Source organism: Bergeyella porcorum (genome assembly GCF_042427575.1).
GTDB classification, from domain to species: Bacteria; Bacteroidota; Bacteroidia; order Flavobacteriales; family Weeksellaceae; genus Bergeyella; species Bergeyella porcorum.
The window spans coordinates 23383-43045 of record NZ_JBHMFD010000020.1; the positions used below are offsets into that span (position 1 = coordinate 23383).

General features: G+C 36.9%; 17 protein-coding genes. All 17 read left to right on the forward strand.

The annotated features are described in order from the left end of the window. Position 1 precedes the first annotated feature (1 nt). The 17 genes from ACFFUE_RS10330 (at position 2) to ACFFUE_RS10410 (ending at position 19436) form a co-directional block, all read left to right on the forward strand. A complete protein-coding gene (locus ACFFUE_RS10330; RefSeq protein ID WP_376835086.1) occupies positions 2 to 190 on the forward strand; it encodes a hypothetical protein in 189 nt (62 codons plus the stop codon). Between the two features lie 189 nt (positions 191 to 379). After that, positions 380 to 2887 (forward strand): type I DNA topoisomerase, encoded by a 2508-nt coding sequence (gene topA, locus ACFFUE_RS10335; protein WP_376835088.1) that lies wholly within the window; start codon positions 380 to 382, stop codon positions 2885 to 2887. A 24-nt stretch (positions 2888 to 2911) separates the two neighbouring features. Beyond that, on the forward strand, positions 2912 to 4021 hold the full coding sequence (locus ACFFUE_RS10340) for an EpsG family protein (RefSeq protein ID WP_376835090.1): 1110 nt from the start codon (positions 2912 to 2914) through the stop codon (positions 4019 to 4021). Between the two features lie 14 nt (positions 4022 to 4035). After that, positions 4036 to 5106: an arginase family protein gene (locus tag ACFFUE_RS10345; RefSeq protein WP_376835092.1), complete on the forward strand. Its 1071-nt coding sequence runs from the start codon at positions 4036 to 4038 to the stop codon at positions 5104 to 5106. Between the two features lie 10 nt (positions 5107 to 5116). After that, positions 5117 to 5896: an SGNH/GDSL hydrolase family protein gene (locus ACFFUE_RS10350; protein WP_376835094.1), complete on the forward strand. Its 780-nt coding sequence runs from the start codon at positions 5117 to 5119 to the stop codon at positions 5894 to 5896. Between the two features lie 4 nt (positions 5897 to 5900). Further along, on the forward strand, positions 5901 to 6890 hold the full coding sequence (locus tag ACFFUE_RS10355; RefSeq protein WP_376835096.1) for a glycosyltransferase family 2 protein: 990 nt from the start codon (positions 5901 to 5903) through the stop codon (positions 6888 to 6890). A gap of 78 nt (positions 6891 to 6968) precedes the next feature. Continuing rightward, positions 6969 to 8084: a glycosyltransferase family 4 protein gene (locus ACFFUE_RS10360; protein WP_376835098.1), complete on the forward strand. Its 1116-nt coding sequence runs from the start codon at positions 6969 to 6971 to the stop codon at positions 8082 to 8084. A gap of 34 nt (positions 8085 to 8118) precedes the next feature. Next, complete coding sequence (locus tag ACFFUE_RS10365) at positions 8119 to 9009, forward strand: polysaccharide biosynthesis/export family protein (protein WP_376835116.1); 891 nt, start codon at positions 8119 to 8121, stop codon at positions 9007 to 9009. Beyond that, positions 9009 to 11495: an exopolysaccharide transport family protein gene (locus tag ACFFUE_RS10370; RefSeq protein WP_376835100.1), complete on the forward strand. Its 2487-nt coding sequence runs from the start codon at positions 9009 to 9011 to the stop codon at positions 11493 to 11495. The genes ACFFUE_RS10365 and ACFFUE_RS10370 overlap by 1 nt, the downstream gene beginning before the upstream one ends. A gap of 474 nt (positions 11496 to 11969) precedes the next feature. Then, on the forward strand, positions 11970 to 12908 hold the full coding sequence (gene porG / locus ACFFUE_RS10375) for a type IX secretion system protein PorG (RefSeq protein ID WP_376835102.1): 939 nt from the start codon (positions 11970 to 11972) through the stop codon (positions 12906 to 12908). A 6-nt stretch (positions 12909 to 12914) separates the two neighbouring features. Continuing rightward, positions 12915 to 13661, forward strand: coding sequence for an undecaprenyl pyrophosphate synthase (uppS, locus tag ACFFUE_RS10380; protein ID WP_376835104.1), 747 nt, complete (start codon positions 12915 to 12917; stop codon positions 13659 to 13661). 31 nt (positions 13662 to 13692) lie between these two features. Continuing rightward, positions 13693 to 16242: a BamA/OMP85 family outer membrane protein gene (locus ACFFUE_RS10385; RefSeq protein ID WP_376835106.1), complete on the forward strand. Its 2550-nt coding sequence runs from the start codon at positions 13693 to 13695 to the stop codon at positions 16240 to 16242. 12 nt (positions 16243 to 16254) lie between these two features. Then, positions 16255 to 16797, forward strand: coding sequence for an OmpH/Skp family outer membrane protein (locus ACFFUE_RS10390; protein ID WP_327983931.1), 543 nt, complete (start codon positions 16255 to 16257; stop codon positions 16795 to 16797). Positions 16798 to 16838: 41 nt separating this feature from the next. Beyond that, the gene (locus ACFFUE_RS10395) at positions 16839 to 17339 is read left to right on the forward strand and encodes an OmpH/Skp family outer membrane protein (protein ID WP_376835108.1); all 501 of its coding nucleotides are present in this window, start codon (positions 16839 to 16841) and stop codon (positions 17337 to 17339) included. A gap of 62 nt (positions 17340 to 17401) precedes the next feature. Next, positions 17402 to 17887 carry an acyl-CoA thioesterase gene (locus tag ACFFUE_RS10400; RefSeq protein WP_376835110.1) on the forward strand — a complete coding sequence of 162 codons (486 nt, stop codon included), beginning with the start codon at positions 17402 to 17404 and terminating at the stop codon, positions 17885 to 17887. Between the two features lie 7 nt (positions 17888 to 17894). Continuing rightward, entirely contained in the window at positions 17895 to 18764 is an 870-nt protein-coding gene (gene rfbD, locus ACFFUE_RS10405) for a dTDP-4-dehydrorhamnose reductase (protein ID WP_327983934.1), read from the forward strand. Next, complete coding sequence (locus ACFFUE_RS10410; protein WP_376835112.1) at positions 18765 to 19436, forward strand: hypothetical protein; 672 nt, start codon at positions 18765 to 18767, stop codon at positions 19434 to 19436. The last annotated feature ends 227 nt before the right edge of the window (positions 19437 to 19663 follow it).

Consider the following 19663-nt stretch of genomic DNA (forward strand, 5'->3'; position numbering starts at 1 on the left):
TATGGAGGTGCTTTTTGCTGATAATTATCAGTTTTTTACTCATATTTCGGTGCTTTTCGCTCATATTTTGGTGCAAAAAGCACCTTCGGAGGTGCAAAATGCTGGTCTGGCGATGCTAAACGCTCATATTTTGGTGCAAAATGCTCCTCCGAAGGTGCAGAATGCTGGTTTTTACCCACGGTTTACTTAAATTCCTTTTTAGATTCATACAATAGTTATGGTAGGTATATCAAATTTTATAAAAAATGCAAAGGTGTACATAATGTTTTTCAAAGGCTAGTGAGAAAAAGAAGTCTTGCCAAATAACGAATAGAAAGCTACTCCAAAACAAAGAATCTGAGATAAATAAAAAAACTCTATTTTTGCAAAAATTTTCAGTATGTCAAAAAATTTAGTCATCGTGGAGTCTCCTGCAAAAGCGAAGACCATTCAGAAGTATTTAGGGAAGGATTTTGAGGTGAAATCCAGCTTTGGGCATATTCGTGATTTACCTAAGAAAGGAATGGGAATCAATCTGGAGAATTTTACGCCAGATTATGAAGTTTCTGCCGATAAGAAAAAGGTGGTTGCAGAGCTGAAAGCTGCCGCTAAAAAAGCAGAAATGGTATGGCTGGCTTCCGATGAAGACCGCGAAGGAGAAGCTATTGCTTGGCACCTTGCCCAAGAATTAAAACTGAAAGAAGAAAGTACTAAACGCATTGTTTTCCACGAAATTACTAAAAATGCCATACTGAAAGCGGTGGAAAATCCAAGAACTATTGACCAAAATCTGGTGAATGCACAACAGGCAAGAAGAGTGCTGGACAGGATTGTAGGTTTTGAGATGTCGCCTGTACTTTGGAGAAAAATCAAAACGGGCTTGTCGGCAGGGCGTGTGCAGTCGGTAGCGGTAAGGCTTATTGTAGAAAGGGAGCAGGAAATCCGAAATTTTAGACCAAAGGTTTCTTATAAAGTAGATGGTGTTTTTACCAATGCTGATAAGCAAGATATTGCAGCCAAACTTAAAAAAGATTTTATCAAAGAGGAAGAAGCAGAGCAATTCCTTACACAATCCCAAAATACAGAATTTAAAGTCCTGAATGTAGAAACCAAACCAGGGCAGAGAACGGCTTCGGCACCATTTACCACTTCTACATTACAACAGGAAGCCAGTAACCGTTTGGGCTATGGTGTTACCACTACAATGCGAGTGGCACAGAGGCTTTACGAAGAGGGATATATTACTTATATGAGAACCGACTCGGTGAATCTTTCCCAAGAAGCCATCAATGGTGCTAAGGAACAAATCATCAAAGAATTTGGGGAAGAATATTCTGACCCGAGAAATTATACCACAAAATCAGCATCGGCACAAGAAGCCCACGAAGCGATTCGTCCAACGGATTTCGGTGTGAAAAGTGTAGCAGATGCACAGCTGAATAAGTTGTATCAGCTAATCTACAAAAGAACTTTGGCAAGTCAAATGGCAAATGCCAAGATAGAAAAAACGGTCATTGAAATAGGAAATCCTGCCTTGTCACAGCATTTTGAAGCTCAAGGTGAGGTGATTGTTTTTGATGGTTTTCTTCGTGCTTATGGCATTCATAAAAACGAAGATGATGAGCAAGAGGATAATGACAAGCTTTTACCAAAAGTAAGTGTAGGAGAGGTTTTAAGCTTTAAGAAAATTACTGCTACGCAGAAGTTTAGCCGTCCCGTGGCTCGTTTTACGGAAGCTGGATTGGTGAAGAAATTGGAGGAGCTTGGTATAGGGCGACCTTCTACTTATGCACCTACCATACAGACGATTCAGAACCGTGAGTATGTGGATAAAAGAGAAATCAAGCCACAAGAAAGGGAAATCCTGAAAATGACTCTTACCAAAACTCAACTGAAAAAAGAAATAGCAACGGAGAAATTTGGAGGTGATAAAAATAAATTTGTCCCTACCGATATTGGTGAAGTGGTGAATGAGTTTCTTACTGAAAATTTTGCTGAGATTTTGGATTATGGATTTACAGCAAAAGTAGAGCAAGACTTTGATGATATAGCCAATGGTTCAGAGAAATGGAAAGATATGTTGAAGGGTTTTTATGATAATTTCCATCCAAAGATTTTAGAAGTAGATGAAAATGCAGATAGAGCAACGGGTGAGCGTCTTTTGGGTACAGACCCGAAGACGGGTAAGAATGTCTATGCAAGAATAGGGCGTTTTGGCCCGATGGTACAAATAGGCGATGGTGATACCGATGAGAAACCGCTGTTTGCATCGTTGATGGAAAGCCAGAATATTGCTACCATTACATTGGAAGAGGCTTTAGAACTTTTCAAGGTGCCATTTGATTTGAAACTTTATGAGGATAAAACCATTACGATAGGTGTGGGACGCTTTGGGCCTTATGTAAAATGGGGGGAGGCGTATATCAGTTTGCCTAAAGGCGAAGACCCACTGTCGGTAGATTTTGATAGGGCGGTAGAAATTATTGAAGAGAAGAAAAAAGCAGATGCTCCAGTGGCAACTTATAAGGGAGAGCCTGTAACCAAAGGTGTTGGGCGTTTTGGACCGTTTATTAAGTATCAAAGTTTGTACATCAATGTGCCGAAAAAGTATGATTTTGATAATCTATCTCAATCTGATGTTAATGAACTGATAGAAGCGAAATTGGAGAAAGAAGCCAACCGATACATCAAGCAATGGGAAGATGAGAAAATCGCATTGGAAAACGGACGATGGGGACCTTTTATTCGTTTCAAAAAGGCAATGCTAAAAGTACCGAAGAAAGCTGATGATACCAAATATACAGCGGAAGAGCTGAAAGATATTTCCCTTGATGAGGTGAAGAAATGGATTTCTGCCCAAGATGAAACCGCTTTCAAAGAAGCGAAAAAGAAAACAACAAAGAAGTAACGATATAAGTACTATCATTAGACAATGCTACATCCATTTCCTACGTTTTTATTTTTATTTCTTATTTTCGGAAGTTTCTTTGAGGTAAATCGAGAAAAGAAGAGCTTGCTACTATTGTGGCTGGTAGGAATATTGATGGTTTTAGTTGGAGGATTTAGAGTTTGGGTAGGAGCGGATTATCCTGTGTATTATAGGATGTATTTTGAGTTCAGTACACTGACGAGTCAAGATGTATGGGATAAATTGTTATTTAGAGAATCCAAGGTGGAGATAGAAGGTGGCTATATATTGCTCAATAGAATTTTATACTCTATAGGAGCCCCATTTTGGTTTTTTACTGTGATAGTATCTATTATGCTTACCGTATTAAGGCTAAGTGCTTATTATAAGAATTCTCCCTATCCATTATTCTCTGCAATGTTATTTTTAATCCCAGTTTACTTTACATCGGATAATGGGCAGATGAGACAGGCTTTGGCGATGACGTTTTGTTTGTTGTCGTATGAGTTTATTAAAAGGAGAAAGTTTTGGTACTTTCTATTGGTGATGTATCTTGCTATGATATTCCATAAATCTGCAGCATTTTTTATTCCTGCATATTGGTTGGTAAAAATTCCTTTGAATAGAGTAAGCATAGTGTTGCTCATAGCTATAAGTGTGGCATTATCTCCATTGAAAATCTTTAATATCGCTCCAGATTTGATAGAAAGTATTGCACCTCCAGATGTGGCAATGGGATATACAGGGTATGTGGAGCTAGAAGATAAACCATCTACTTTTATGGATCTGATGATGCTGATGTATGCAACATTTGTGGTTACATATGATAAGCAAGCTTGTAATAAGGTTTGGTATTATGAATATGTACGGAATATTTTAGTTTTTGGTGTGTGTTTTTATTTTATTTTTAGAAGTAATCCTGCCTTTGCTACAAGGTTGATAGGGATGTATTCGGGGTTTTCAGCAATAGTGATTCCAAGTATTGTCTATTCTATGTCGGGAGTACAAAAAAAAATGGGGCATCTATACTTTGTTGTGTTTATGATATTCTATTATTTCGTCTTTGTTGTTTTTCAAGGGGCAAAAACCTCGTGGCTGCCAGGTATGTATCGTAATGTATTGTTTGGTGATTGATAAAAGAATCTAAAATGAGAATAAAGGATATGTTTATGCCATTTGAAAATCAGATGTATGAGAAGTGGCAAATGGGGAAACTATTATCAGCGGGTATAGAAGAAGCGGGCATAGCGATGTTGTGGATTTCGGATTATCGCGGAGCTGGAGGTGACTTTGAAATGAAGAAGTTTGAGGAAGTTAGGGAAAATTTTTATAAACTTTCAGCGGATGATTTTGATATTCCTATCTATGATTTTGGGCGTTTGATTTCGGGGAAAACCCCTGAAGATACATCTTATGTTTTGCAAGAGATTTTACTTTTTTGCTATGCTCGGAATGTGATACCTATTGTTATTGGAGGTAGTAACAGCTTGTCTTATGACCTTTTTGCTTCTCTGAATGAAACGCAAAAAAATATTGACCATACGCATATTTCTAATTGTATCTCATTTTCATCAGAAGGAAAGGAAATAAATGATGAGAATTATTTGAATAGGATTTTTAGTAACAAATCTTTTTCAGTAGGAAGATTTACCTTATTGGGATATCAGAGACATCTTAATGATAACTCTTATATTGATTTGATGAGAGCTATGCAGTTTGATGGGGTGAGATTAGCAGAAATGATGGGGAAAATAAATCAAGTGGAACCGTTTCTAAGAGAGGCGGACTTGGTAACTGTTAGTTGTGATGTGGTAGAGAGTTTTGCGGCTCCATTTTCTATTAATCCTCAAGTAAATGGATTGAATAGGAGGGAAATATGTGCTTGTATGAAGGAGGTTGGAATGTCTGAGAAACTGAAATCAGTAGGGATATTTAATTATAACTTTGATACGAAAAACCTGCTGAATCATCAATTATTGGCTCAGATGATTTGGTATTTGATAGAGGGTATTAATATTCAAAAGAAGAATCCTAAGCAACATAAATTTGAAACCTATTCTCTGATGATAGAAGGTGAAGTTTTTGTATTTAGAAGGGATGTTTTTAGAAATTTATGGTATTTCGGAGGTGCAGAGGGAACAGATGAGTGGTTACCTTGTACCTTTGAAGATTATAACGATGCAAAACGAGGTGTTTTGAATCGCAGGTTTTTAAGATAAAATTCTGTTAATGAAAAAAAAGATATTCTTTGCATTTTTTTTAATTTTTACGATTTTAATTTACATTACATCGGATAAATATTCGGTTGGAAGTGATATTTCATATTTTACTGCCCCTTCGTGTCCCCCTAGTGCAGGGCAATTGAAAATAGGGATGATAGGCGATAGTTGGGTGAAGAGGGGAGATATGGAGAAACCATTGGAAGAGCAGCTATTGCAATATGGTGTAAAAGCTGATGTTATAGAGTCTGGGCATTCTGGTGCTACTTCTAAAATGATTTATGAAAACCTGTTTGCTGATAAGAATGAGTCCATTTATTCATCAAAGTTTGTAGTAGAATTTTGTCCACAATATTGCATCGTTGTAGCAGGGGTGAATGATAGTTTTAGAGGCTTTGGTAAAACTTATTATGCGGAGTATGTTGTGAAAATTGCAAATACATTATTGCATTATAATATTACGCCTGTTATTTTAGAAATTCCCAATTATAGCGTGGAAGAAAGCCAGAATACACGCTCAAAACTAGGTGTTTATAGAGATGCATTATGGTTTTCCCTTAAAGGTGAAGATTATAAAAATTTGGATGCTTACAGAGATGAACTGAAGAAGTACCTGAAAAAGGAAGGACTGGAGAATAGAGTGATACTCATAAATCCTAATGACGCCAATATAGACTACCAAAAACATCCGGAATGGTATGAAGACCCTTTGCATCTGAATGATAAGGGCTATAAGGAGTTGGTAAATGTTATTGCGAAAAAAATGCACGAAAATATAGATACTAAATAATTTTATGAAAAAAGTATCCATCATAGTACCCGTTTATAATGTAGAGCTTTATTTAGAAAAGTGTCTCACTTCATTGGTGAATCAATCTTTGCAAGAGATTGAAATCTTGGTGGTGAATGATGGTAGCACAGATAATTCTCAGCACATTATTGATGATTTTCAGCGAAAATTTCCTGAAAAAATTTTCCCTTTCGTGAAAGAAAATGGGGGGCTTAGTGATGCCCGAAATTTTGCTTTGGATAGGGCTTCTGGTGAGTTTATAGGTTTTGTAGATAGTGATGATTATGTAACGGAAACAATGTTTGATGAGATGTATCATCTCGCCAAAAAGCATAATGCTGAGATGGTGGTATGCAATTTGCAGAAGGTGGACGAATTTGGAACAGTAACCCAAAAGCTTACCCAAATTCCCAATATGCCAGAGAAAATTAATTTGAAAGAACATTTTTCGGTATTTTCGGATTTGAGTTACTTTGCTTGTAACAAGCTCTTCAATCGGGAACTTTTCAGGGAAAAGAGATTTAAAAAAGGGGTGCATTTTGAGGATATCCAGCTGATTCCTCAGTTGCTTTTGGAGTGTGAGACATTGGCACAGACGCAATCTTACCATTACCAATACTTAGAGCGTTCAGACTCTATCACCAAGACGCATACGGAGCGGGGATTGGAGATTTTGAAAGCTGTAGAAGATGTGGAAGAGGCGTTCCGAAACTCCCAATATAGCGATAGGAAGAAGGAACTGAAAAACTTTCAGATTTTGGAAGGGGTATATACCTTTTTAGCGTATTTGGCATTTGTGAAAGATGATGAGGTTTATTATAAAATGTCTCAGAGTTTAAAAGATTTTATGAAGCATCGGGATATTTTTTTAGCGAATATTCTTCAATATAAGCGATTTGATAAAAATTATCTCGTATCTTTGCCATTCAAGAAAAAAATATTTTATCTGATGTATTTTGGGAAGATGGAGTGGTTTTTAAGAAGGTTGATGTAGCTTGTAGCAACAGAAAGGTGCTTTGTAGCAAGATAAGGAGGATAATTATTGATAAATTTACAAGATTTAGTATTAAAAATGGAAGTTAATAATATTGATTGGCTTATAACAGCTACTGGTTGGGACTTATTTTGGGTAAAACTAGGGCTTGGTTTTTTACTGTCGTTTTTTATTACATTTTTTTCGATACCTACAATTATTAAAATAAGCAGGAGAAAGAACCTGATGGATGAGCCAGGCATTAGAAGTTCTCATATTTTGAAGATACCAAATCTTGGAGGCATTGCCTTGTTTTATTCTATTGCGGTCTGTGCACCTATTTTTGCTTATGAGTTGTTTGGTCAGTTTAAGTTTTTATTTGCATCATTAGTTATACTACTGTACATTGGGGTGATGGATGATATTGTGGTGATGCGGGCGTATAAGAAATTGATTGCTCAGATTGTAGTGGCTTTACTGCTTGTATTGGGTTCAGATGTTAGAATTAGGAGTTTATTTGGAGTCTTTGGGATTTACGAGCTTAATTATTTCATTAGTGTTGTTTTCAGTATCGTAACCTTTATTATTCTTATTAATGCTTTTAATCTGATAGATGGTATAGATGGTTTGGCGGGGAGTTATTCGGTAGTGTGTAGTTTATTGTTCGGATTGAGTTATTACAGATTAGGAGCATATAATTTTCCTTTGGTGGTATTGTCTGCTGTGATTATAGGAGCTGTTTTAGCTTTTCTTATCTATAATATGTCTACACTCAGACGAAAAAAAATCTTTATGGGAGATACGGGTTCTATGCTTTTAGGGTGTCTATTGGTCTTTACGGCAATATGTTTTATTGATATTTTTATTGATAAGGGAATGCCCAATATGCCTCGCTATTACTTAAAATCTGCTCCCGTTATAGCTGTTGCTATTCTAATTTTACCTATTGTTGATACTCTGAATGTCATTATCATAAGACTTTCTCAGAAAAAATCTCCTTTTGATGCGGATAAGAATCATATCCATCATAAGCTATTGGACTTGGGTCTCACCCATAGGAGAGCAACGGCTTATATAATGCTGTACTATATAGGCCTTATTACGATTACCTATTTTTTAAGACATTTGGAGAGTAACTTATTGCTCATTATAGTGCTATCTATAGGATTTTTTGGAGCATATCTCCCTAATATAATTAAGAAATTAAAAAAATAATTAAAACATTACCTTTGTATAAATTTTCTGAATGATGAAACACCTAAAATTTATTTATTTTCTATCAGTGCTATCTATTCTTACTTCTTGTCTTACATCTAAGGAAGTAAGGTATCTTCAGCCGAGTGAGAGCCTTGTAATTAATGAGGAAGGCTTGGTGCCATACAATCAAGAGGAATACAGAGTAACTAAAAATGATATATTTAACCTTAATATAATCACAACACCTAAGGGAGATGCTGCACAGTTCTACTCTTCATACAACGCTACAGGTGGAGAAACTGCGACAGGAGCAGGAAGAAATAGCAATGCTGCAGGAGGGGGAGGAAATACAGGAGCCAATGCAGGTTCTGGGGGATTGGCAATGGTCTCTGGAAATCTTAATTTCTACTTCAATGGCATTCGCGTGGATGCTAAAGGGGATATCAATGTATTTGGTGTAGGGTATATAAAAGCGGAGGGAAGAACCATCAATGAAATTCAGAATGAAATACAAGAACATGTGAATACCAATTTCTTGGAAGGAAAATCCGAAGTTAGGCTTAACTTAGATGGGATTAATTACTATATACTAGGAGATATCGAAACCACAGAGATGACAGGGGCTAAAAAATCTTATACCAACTCTCTAAATATAATGGAAGCTATTGCCCAAAATGGAGGACTCAATAGAACTGTGGATAGGAAGAATGTTATCCTCCAAAGAAGATATCCAGAAGGGATAAAAACTGTGAGGCTAGACCTTACGAGGGAAGATATAATGAATTCTCAATACTATTGGATACAAAATGGAGATCTAATTTATCTTAATACAAGAGCTAAGAGTTTCAACGGATTTGGAAAAGATCCAGTACAGACTATTACATCTAGTGTAACTCTGCTTACCACAGCTTTGTCTATCTATTTATTAATTACAAGATTATAATGATTCCTAATAAACAAACAAATAATAACATTACAGTCTCTGAGAAGGAGAAACAAGAAAGTTTCGCTTTTTTTGATCCGATTCATTTTATAAAGAGAATTACTAAAAATTGGTATTGGTTTGTCCTAATGGGGGTACTAGGGTATGCCATATCTTATGCCTATAGTAGATGGTATGCTCAGAGGATTTATGCTTCTACATTATCACTTAGTATTTCTAAAAATACCTCTAGTTATTTTACACCAAATCAATCTATTAACTTTATTTGGGGACAATCTGGAAATCAAGATGGATTGTATTTGAAAAAGATTCTTCTTTCTAGAAGTCACAATGAATATCTGGTAAGAGAATTAGATTTATTTGTAAATTATTCTGCCAAAGGTGTTTTTAAATCTACTTATTTGGATAAGGAAGATTTGCCAGCTTTTGTAGAAATTGACAAGAACCATTTGCAACAGGTAGGCTATACCGTAAAATTAGTGTCAAAAGGTAATGGAAAGTATGAAGTAATACACCCGCAAGAGGGGCAGGGTACTTATCTATATAATTATCAGACGGAATCTTTTGAAACTATTCCCGCTTATGAGAAACCATCGGATAAAATCATTGGTATTGGACAGTGGTACACTTCTCCCAATTTGAAATTCCGATTGGTGAATAATCCTAACGGAATCAGTTTAGATAATTTTCAGTTTAATCTATCTACTGTAGATCAATCTGTAAGAAGTATAGTAGGCTCTATTTCGGTAGATTTTGATGAAGAGCTTCCTACTATTATGAATATTACTAAGAAAGGATATAACCTGAACGGAACCGTTAATTTCCTAAATTCAACTGTTGAGAAGTTGATTGAAAAAAGAGAATTGGATAAAGGTATTGTAGATAAAAATACTCAAAAGTTCGTAGTAGAGCAATTGGCAGTTTTAGAAAAAAAGTTAGATTCAGCTGGTAATGTTTTAAATGATATAAAAGTAACGGAAGGTCTCTTTGATATAGAAAATAAAGATGTTAATGCTTTAAAGGAAATCACAGATTTAGAAACGAAAAAAGCAGAGATTCTTACCAAAGTAAGTTATCTTAACTCTATTAGTAAGAGTATTTCTTCATCCAATTTGGACAATATTATAAATCTTGATGCGGCAGGTATCTCTGACGGAAACTTTACGACAACTATGTCCGAGCTGAAACTGCTTTATGAGAAGAGAAGGGAGTTGGCTAAAATCTACACCCCTCACTCCGAGCCTATGGTGGATATCAATAGACTGATTCAAGAGGCAAAAAAAACGTCTAAAGGAGGGCTTAATAGATATTTTTCAGCTTATCAAAATGAAATAGATAAGATTAATGAAAAAATTAGAAAAGCAGAAAATGGATTGGTAGGACTTCCAGAAAAACAAAGAAGATACCTAGATGCAGAGCGGGGTTACAAGATGATAGAAGCAACATATAGTGCTCTTTTAACGCAAAAAAATGATGCTCAAATCAAAATAGCGGCTAAGACTAATAGCGATTTGTCCATCATAGACCCTGCAAAAAACCTTGGGCAAGGTCCTATAGCACCAGATGTGAGAAAAACTCAGATATTGATAATCTTTGGATTATTAATGGTTCCTTTAATTATATTACTATTGGTAGAGCTATTGGATAATAAGATTAGAAATATCAAGGAACTAGTATCGGTTACTAAAATCCCATTACTGGGCGTTATTGGTAGAAATAATCACGAGAACAATCTTACGGTTATCCAGCAACCAAAATCTTCTGTTTCAGAGGCATTCCGTGGAGTGAGGGCTAGTATGAGATTTCTTTACGAAGAAGATGGAAAAGGAAAAGTTATCTTGGTAACTTCATCCATTGGTGGGGAAGGGAAAACCTATAACTCTATCAATATTGCTTCTGTACTAGCATTAAGTGGAAAGAAAACCATTCTACTTGGAATGGATTTGAGAAAACCGAAAATATTTGGAGACTTTAATATTAATAATAAATTCGGATTGTCCAATTACCTTGCAGGGGAATCTGAATTTGAAGAAGTAGTTAATACAACTCATATTCCAACATTAGATGTTGCTACATCTGGGCCTATTCCGCCGAATCCATCAGAGTTATTGATGAGTCAGAGGAATATAGACCTCATTAAGCAATTGAAGGAAGAATATGACTTTGTAGTGATAGACTCTCCACCAGTTGGTTTGGTAGCGGATTCATTTGAACTAATGAAATACACCGATGCCAATGTATATGTGGTACGCCACGAATATACAGAAAAGCATATGCTGAAAATGATTTTAGATAAATATCATAGTCAGGAAGTGAAACATCTCGGCTTGGTGTATAATGATTACAATACACAGCAAGGCTATGGCTATGGTTACGGCTACGGCTATGGTTATGGCTACGGTTATTTTGATGAAGATGTTAACTATGAAGAACCATTCTTGATTAGATTAAGAAATAAAGTTAAACAACTTTTTGGAAAGAAATAATTCCTTAAAAGCCTTCTCCCTATGCAGAGAAGGCTTTTTGGTAGATAATAAGTTTAAGTATAAGGAATGAATGTAACCGAAATTATCAGCCGGCGTATGAAAAAACAAGTGCATTTTTAAGTATAGAATGAAACTTCACTTCCTTTCATTAGAAAGCAGGCGAGGTTTTGGGCAAAAGCAGGCGTGCTTTTAGGTGAAAGCAGGCGAGGTTTTTAGTAAAAGCAGGCGTGCTTTTTCTAATCAAAAAGGTAATGATTTATAATATTCTTACTATGTTATGAGAATCAGTAGGTTATGTTTTGTTTGGGGTGGAGTTTGTTGAGCCACTATGGCATTTGGTATGATGAGAAAGTAAAATCACTTTCCTAATAAGAAAACTTACCAAAATAATATTCTTAAGATTTCGTTCTTTAAGCAATTTTATAAATCTTTATTCTTATTTAACTATTTTTTATGAATTTTTTTAAGGCAAAAATGTTTTATATTTGCACCAACTTTATGGAAAACAACTCGCTTCATACAATCTTTGTTCAGAAAAGCATTCAGATGGTGCTTTGTATTCTGATGTTCACTTGGCTTGGAGCACAGCGGCACGAGATAGGAATCAAACTGGGGGGTAATAGTTTGGTAGGCGATATTGGTAGAACTAATTATATCTTGCAAAAGCCTTTTACCCATTCTTTCTCTGAGCACGGTGTGCCTGTCTATGTGGGAGCAATGTATAGATTGAACTTCAACCCTCATCAGACCCTTCGTTTCGACTTGGGCTATGGTAGCATTCAGTTTGATGATGCCTACGCTAAAGAAACCTATCGCAGACAGAGAGAATTGAGAGGAACCAATTCTGGCGTGGAAGTCAATGCCTTGTTTGAGTATAATTTTCTTCCTGTAAATAATGAGCAAAAAGCAATGCTAAGCCCTTATATCTTTGGGGGAATTGGCGGTGTATTTTATAGTGTAAGAAGAATAACCTTTGCTAATGACTTTAATAGAGATGCTTCGGGAAATGCTTTAGTCCCCTCTACAGCGGATGATTTTACCACAACGCCAGAGCGTACCTACGCTAATAAACTAACATTGGCAGTGCCTTTTGGAGTAGGATTAAAGTACAAATTTAATTACAATTGGGCTCTTTCTGGTGAGCTGATGTTCAAGCCTACATTCTCAGATGGAATAGATTATAGTACCATTAACAATAGTGATGTAAGACTTACCTATAATAGAGATATTACCAATTCTAATACCAATCGCTCTCTGCTCCAAGAAGACCCCTATATTGCTGTTGCCAGAGAGAGGGCAGATACTTATGTAAGCGAAAACACCTACGGTAATACCAATTCCAAAGACTGGATTAATAGCGTTACTCTTAGTTTAACCTATTCTTTCGGGAGACCACCGTGCTATTGTGATTAATAAAATATGAGCTATAAAGAAGACATAAACATTCAGAATCTACCCCAGCACGTTGCCATCATTATGGATGGGAACGGAAGATGGGCGAAATCCCGAGGGGAGGAGAGAACCTATGGACATAGAAACGCTATCCAAGCGGTGAGAGACGCCATCAATGCGTGCAATGAAATCCATATCCCTTACCTTACCCTATATACTTTTTCTTCAGAAAACTGGAATAGACCAAAAGATGAGGTAGATACCCTGATGTCGCTGCTCTCAGAGACCTTACTGAAAGAGGCGGAAGAAATCTATACCAAAGGGCTTAGAATGCACGTGATAGGGGATATAGATTCTTTACCAGAGTTGGTAAGAGACCAACTGAACAATCTGATAGACCTCACCAAGCATAATACCAAAGGTAACCTAATTTTAGCCCTTAGCTATGGCTCACAAAAGGAAATCCTTAGTGCCGTGAAACAAATCAGCCAAAAAGTAAAAGCGGGAGAGCTGGATGCAGATGCCATAGATGAAGCCGTTTTTGAACAGCATCTTTACACTAAAGACTTTCCACCAGTGGACTTGATGATAAGAACCAGTGGAGAGATTAGAATCAGTAATTTTTTACTCTGGCAAATAGCCTATGCAGAGCTTCAGTTTTTAGATATCCTTTGGCCAGATTTCAATAAAGAGGTTTTCTTCAAATGTATTGTAGATTACCAAAATAAAGAACGCCGATATGGCAAAACGAGCGAACAGCTCCAAGAGAATTAATAAAAGTTTAGAAACTTACGATATTTAGACAATGAAATTAAAATTCATACCCATTGTGATGTTTGCAGCCTCGGCATATTTCTATGCTCAGGAAACACCAGTACCTACGAATGTACCAGAGGCTACCACTGCCGCGATGCAAAACCAGCCCGGAACCTACATCCTCAAAGACATCGTGATAGATGGCGTGAAAAAATATTCACCCGCTCAGGTGATGAGATTTTCAGGACTTACCAAAAATGAAAAAGTGGAAATCCCTGGAATGAAAATCAGCAATGCCATCAAAAAACTATGGGAGCAAAATGCATTCTCCGTAGTAGAGGTATATGTGGAAAGCATAGAAGGAGAACAGGTGGTGCTCAGATTTCGCTTAGAGGATTTGAAAGACTTAGGTGAGGTAAAGTTCACAGGAAAGGGAATGAATAAAAGTAAGCAGGAAAAACTGGTAAAAGATAACAACCTAAAACCAGGAACTAAAATTACCAATGACCTGCGGGCTTCTCTCCAATCTAAAATCCCACAAGATTACATCAAAAAAGGATTTGCTGATGCCAAAATTTCTATCCAAGAAAAAGCTAATGGCAATGACCCCAATATGATAGATTGGACCATAGAGGTAGATAAAGGAAAACGCATCAAGATAGACCGTATCGCGTTTGAAGGAAATCATTCCGTTTCTTCGGGAAAACTGAAAAAGAAAGGGTTTAAAGAGACCAAACAAAAACGATTTGGTATTGGTGGGATATTAAAGCCATCTCGCTTTGTGAAAGAAAAATACGAGGAAGACAAGCGTAATCTGATTAATTATTATCAGTCCTTAGGATTTAGAGATGCGGCTATTGTTTCAGATTCGGTGTGGAGAAATCCTAAAAACAATTACGAAATCAATGTAAAACTGAACGAAGGTAAAAAATATTACATTGGTGATATTACTTTCTTGGGAAATACCAGCTATTCTACTGAGGTATTACATAAATTATTGGGTTATAAAAAAGGCGATATCTATGATGCCGTAGGGTTTAATAAGAAAGTGGGCGAAGATGGTGGTAAGGAAGATGACTCGGATATCAAATCCCTTTATCTGAACAATGGTTACCTCTTCTCGCAAGTAACACCAGTGGAAAAATCTGTAGTGGGAGATTCTATTAATTTGGAAATCAGAATCAATGAAGGAGAGAAAGCAGCTTGGAATAGAATTACTTGGTCTGGAAATACCACTACACACGACCACGTTATCCTCAGGTCTTTAGAAACCAAACCAGGGGAACTGTTTTCCAAATCCTCTATCAAAAGAACTTACTTTACCTTGGCAGGGCTTAGCTATTTTGACCCTCAGCAGATAGGGCAAGATGTACAGCCTAATCCGCAAGATAATACAGTGAACCTCCATTGGACAGTGGTAGAGAAAGGCTCTTCTCAAGTACAGCTTCAGGCAGGATACGGAGGAAACTCTTTTATAGGAACTTTGGGATTAACTTTCAACAACTTTTCCCTAAGAAATTTCTTGAAGTTTAAAGACTTTAGACCTGTACCACAAGGAGATGGGCAGACCTTCTCTATCCAAGCACAAGCAGGGCAGTTTTTCCAAAATTATGGTATCAATTTTGTGGAGCCTTGGCTATTTGGAAGCAAACCTACGGCACTTTCTGTAGGAGCCAACTATTCTAAGGTAAATTATAAAGACCAATACGGAGCTGATATGAAACTAGACATACTCTCTCTTACAGCGGGGCTTAATAGGAGATTGAGCTGGCCAGATGATTGGTTCTCGCTTTACACGGGAGTTCAGTATCAGAGTTATAAGTTTCAGAACTATCCATTCCAATTTGGAGATACTACGGAAAACTACGGCTCGGCAAAAAACTTCTCCTTCAATGTAGCATTGAGTAGAAACTCCGCAGGTTTTGACCCAATATTCCCTACCACGGGGTCTAATTTGGAAGCCTCAGTGAAATTCACGCCACCATATTCTTTGTGGAATAAAAAAGATTACTCTACAATGAAACCTACGGATAAATATGAGTGGATGGAGTTTTACAAAGTGAAGTTCAAGGCAGATACCTACAATACAGTAATAGGAAAATTAGTCCTAAGAACTACTGCGGAGATGGGCTTTATGAGTGGTTATAACAAGGAGCTGGGAGCACCACCATTTGAGAGATTCTATATGGGAGGTACGGGCCTCTTTGGAGGTAGGTTTGATGGTAGAGAGCTTATCCCACTTCGTGGATATGAGAATGCCTCACAAACGGGATACACTTCTGGTACGCCATACGATATTACCCCTTACGGAGGAGCTACCATTTACAATAGATTTGCTGCAGAGCTAAGGTACCCTATCTCTATGAATCAAACGGCTAAAATCTATGCATTGACTTTTGCAGAAGGTGGTAATGCGTGGAACTCTTGGGGTTCTTATAATCCATTCCAGCTAAGACGCTCTGTTGGTCTGGGGATTAGAGTTTATATGGGGGCTTTTGGGCTTATCGGGTTTGATTTTGCTTATGGCTTCGATAGCACTCTTGGCTCTAGCGAACCATCTGGATGGAAAACACACTTCTTAATGAACCAAACATTATAATTGCTTACAAGTATGAAAAGTTTTAAATTTGCATTTTTAGTAGTATTTTTGCTTTCAGGGTTTACCTTTGCACAGAAAATAGGCGTGGTAGATACCAATTATATCCTCTCTAAACTACCTCAGTATAAAGAAGCAGAAGGAAGGCTAAACGCTCAGATTAAGGCGTGGGAAGAGGAAGTTCAGAAATTGCAATCTGAATATGAAACCAAGAAAACAGCTTTTGAAAATGAGAAAGTTCTCCTTGTAGGCGACCACTACAAGCAAAGAGAACAAGAGGTACAAGAGTTGGATAAGAAAATAAAAGAATTAATCACCAATCGTTTTGGAACAGATGGAGAATTAACCAAAGTAAGAGCCAATCTTACCAAACCTTTCCAAGACCAAATATGGAACGCCATTAAAACCGTTTCAGAAAAAAATGCTTTGGGCATAGTTCTTGATAAAAGTAATAACATTAGTGTGCTATTCCTAGAAAAAAGGTACGACTATACCGATAAGGTCTTAGACTTACTCATCAAGCCAGAAGGAAAAACACCTAATACAAAAAAGAAATAAAAAGATTAACAATTAAAAACAATTTAAACTAAAATTCTATTATGAAAAAACTAAGTGTATTATTTACAGCGGTAATGATGTTCGCAGCAGTAGGTGTAGCAAAAGCTCAGAAAGTAGCAACTCTAGATGTAGCTGGGATTCTTAACCTAATGCCAGAAAAGAAAAAAGCAGATGAGCAACTATTGGCACTGTCTAATGCTAAGAGAGCAGAGATTGAAAAACAAATGAAATCAGCTCAAGAATTATATGCAAAATATGCAGAAGAAGCACCAAAGCAAACTCAACAAGTGAATGAGCAAAGAAATGCAGAATTACAAAAACTTCAGCAAAATATCGCTCAGATGGAGCAAGCCGCTCAGAAAGACTTGGGAGAGAAGACAGATGCTGCCTATGCACCAATCGAAAAGAAGTTTAATGATGCTGTGTCAAAAGTAGCAACTGCTAACGGATGGGAGTTGATCTTTGATGCTAATAACGCTGGACTTATCTACAAAAACGGAGCTGATGCTACCGCAGCTGTGAAAAAAGAATTAGGGCTTTAATATTAACAAATATTATCATTCAAAACCACTCTTTATTTAGAGTGGTTTTTTATTTTTGCACAATGGAAAAAGAAATATCAACGGTAGTAAAAGTCCGTTTCAGTGATTGCGACCCTATAGGGCATCTCAATAATGTGAAGTATTTAGAGTATATGCTCAATGCAAGAGAAGACCATGTAGAGCAGTTCTATGGTTTCACCTATGAAGAATACACCCGCCGTACAGGTTGCACTTGGATTGCCATTCAAAACGAAATCGCCTATCTGAAAGAAGTAAGATACAATTCTAAAGTAGCGATTTCCAGCAAAACAATAGAGCTGAGCGACCGCATTTCTAAAGTAGAAATTCTGATGAAAAGCGAAGATGAGCAAACCATCTATGCTGTTCTTTGGATTACCGTGATTTATTTCAATCTTAAAACCAGAAAATCCGAAAGCCAACCAGCAGAATTGTTGGAGCAGTTTGGGCATCTTTTGGTAGATTTGGAGCAGAAAACATTCCAAAGCAGAGCAGAGTTTCTAAGAAGACAAAATAAATTGGCTAAATAAAAACAAGATGAAAAAAATATTAGTAATAGGAGGTAATGGGCAATTGGGCAATTGTTTACAAAAATTAGCCCCACAATACGCTACCCAATATACATTTGATTTTACAGATTCTGCTACGCTGGATATCACAGATGAATCGGCTTTGGAAGATTATATTTCCGAGTTGAAACCTCAGTTTTGCATCAATGCCTCTGCCTATACAGCAGTAGATTTAGCAGAGCAAGAAACGGAAAAGGCCTTTGAGGTGAACGCCTTTGGGGTGGAAAAGTTAGCTCGTGTGTGTAAGGAGTACGGAGTAACCCTTATCCATATCTCTACAGATTATGTTTTTGATGGCGACACCAATATCCCTTATAGCGAGGATGATTTTACCAATCCCCTTGGGGTTTATGGGGCGTCTAAGCGAAAAGGAGAAGAGTTGGCATTAGAAGAAAACCCTCATACCATTGTCATCAGAACCTCTTGGCTTTATTCGGAGTTCAATAAAAACTTTGTAAAAACAATGCTATCGTTGTTTGAGGCAAAAGAGGAGCTCAATATCGTTGCCGACCAATACGGGCAGCCTACCAATGCTAATGATTTAGCAGAAACGATAATGCACATCATCGAGCAAGAGTCTAAAACCTTTGGTATTTTCCATTTTTCTAATTATCCTGAGACCACTTGGTTTCATTTTGCTGAAAAAATAGCAGCATTTTCAGGGTCTAGCATCAGGCTTCATCCCATTACCACAGAGGAATATCCTACACCAGCAAAGCGACCGGCAAGAAGCACAATGGCTTTGGATAAAATAGAAGCGGTCTATAAAATAGAACCAAAACATTGGGAACATAGTTTGCAAGATTGCGTCACGATTTTAAAAGAAAATAAACAATAGATGAAAACCACACTTTCTGCCATTTTCGTATTTGTGATTCATTTTGCTTTTGCACAATACATTACTTTGAGCAAAGCCATTAAAATCAGTGATAATAAGGATAAGTTTTTCTATCAAGTCACAGATACCATAGATGCTCAATATTTAGGAGAAGTAGAGGTGCAAGGTTTTTCCAGCGATGATGCAGCAGTGTTCAGTCAAGTTTATCAAAAGGCAAAAACCATTGGTGCCAATAGTTTTTCTATAAAGAAAGAAGAGCGTATAGATGGAGGAGACAAGGTATTTAATCCCTCACATTATTATATCAATCTCTATTACACTTCGGATTTTCACTACCAAGACCATAATACAGTCTATATATTTTCTTCTTCCCATAAAGCCACTAAGTTTAAGTTGAAGGATGAATCAATAACGCTTCCCTCTCGCACATACTATCAGTTTCATTTGCAGCCTGGGGAAGATTATCCCCTTGCCACGGGCGGTTTTTTAGGTTCTCGCATTCGTTTGGCTTATAAGGAAGCACAGCCAGCCCAATATTTTTTATTGAAGGGAGCGGGTTTCCGAGGCGATGGAGCAGGAGCAGGAATGCTCAATCTGAAGTCGGGAGACATTATTGTTTTAGAAAAATCCTATGCACAGTTTCTCGCTGCCATTTATCAACAAATGCCGTAAGGTTTTAAATACATTATAATAGGGACGATTCTTATCGTCCTTTTTTATTTGATGTCAGCTTTACAGCGACATTAAACCTCGATAGTTTGGTAAAGCATTACAAGACACAACAGTCATTGTCCACTGTCCCATTGTATCATTGCCCATTGTATCATTGTACTTTGTACATCGTACAATCATACAGTTGTATATTTTTTTCATTGTCAATCATCACATTACAAAAAATA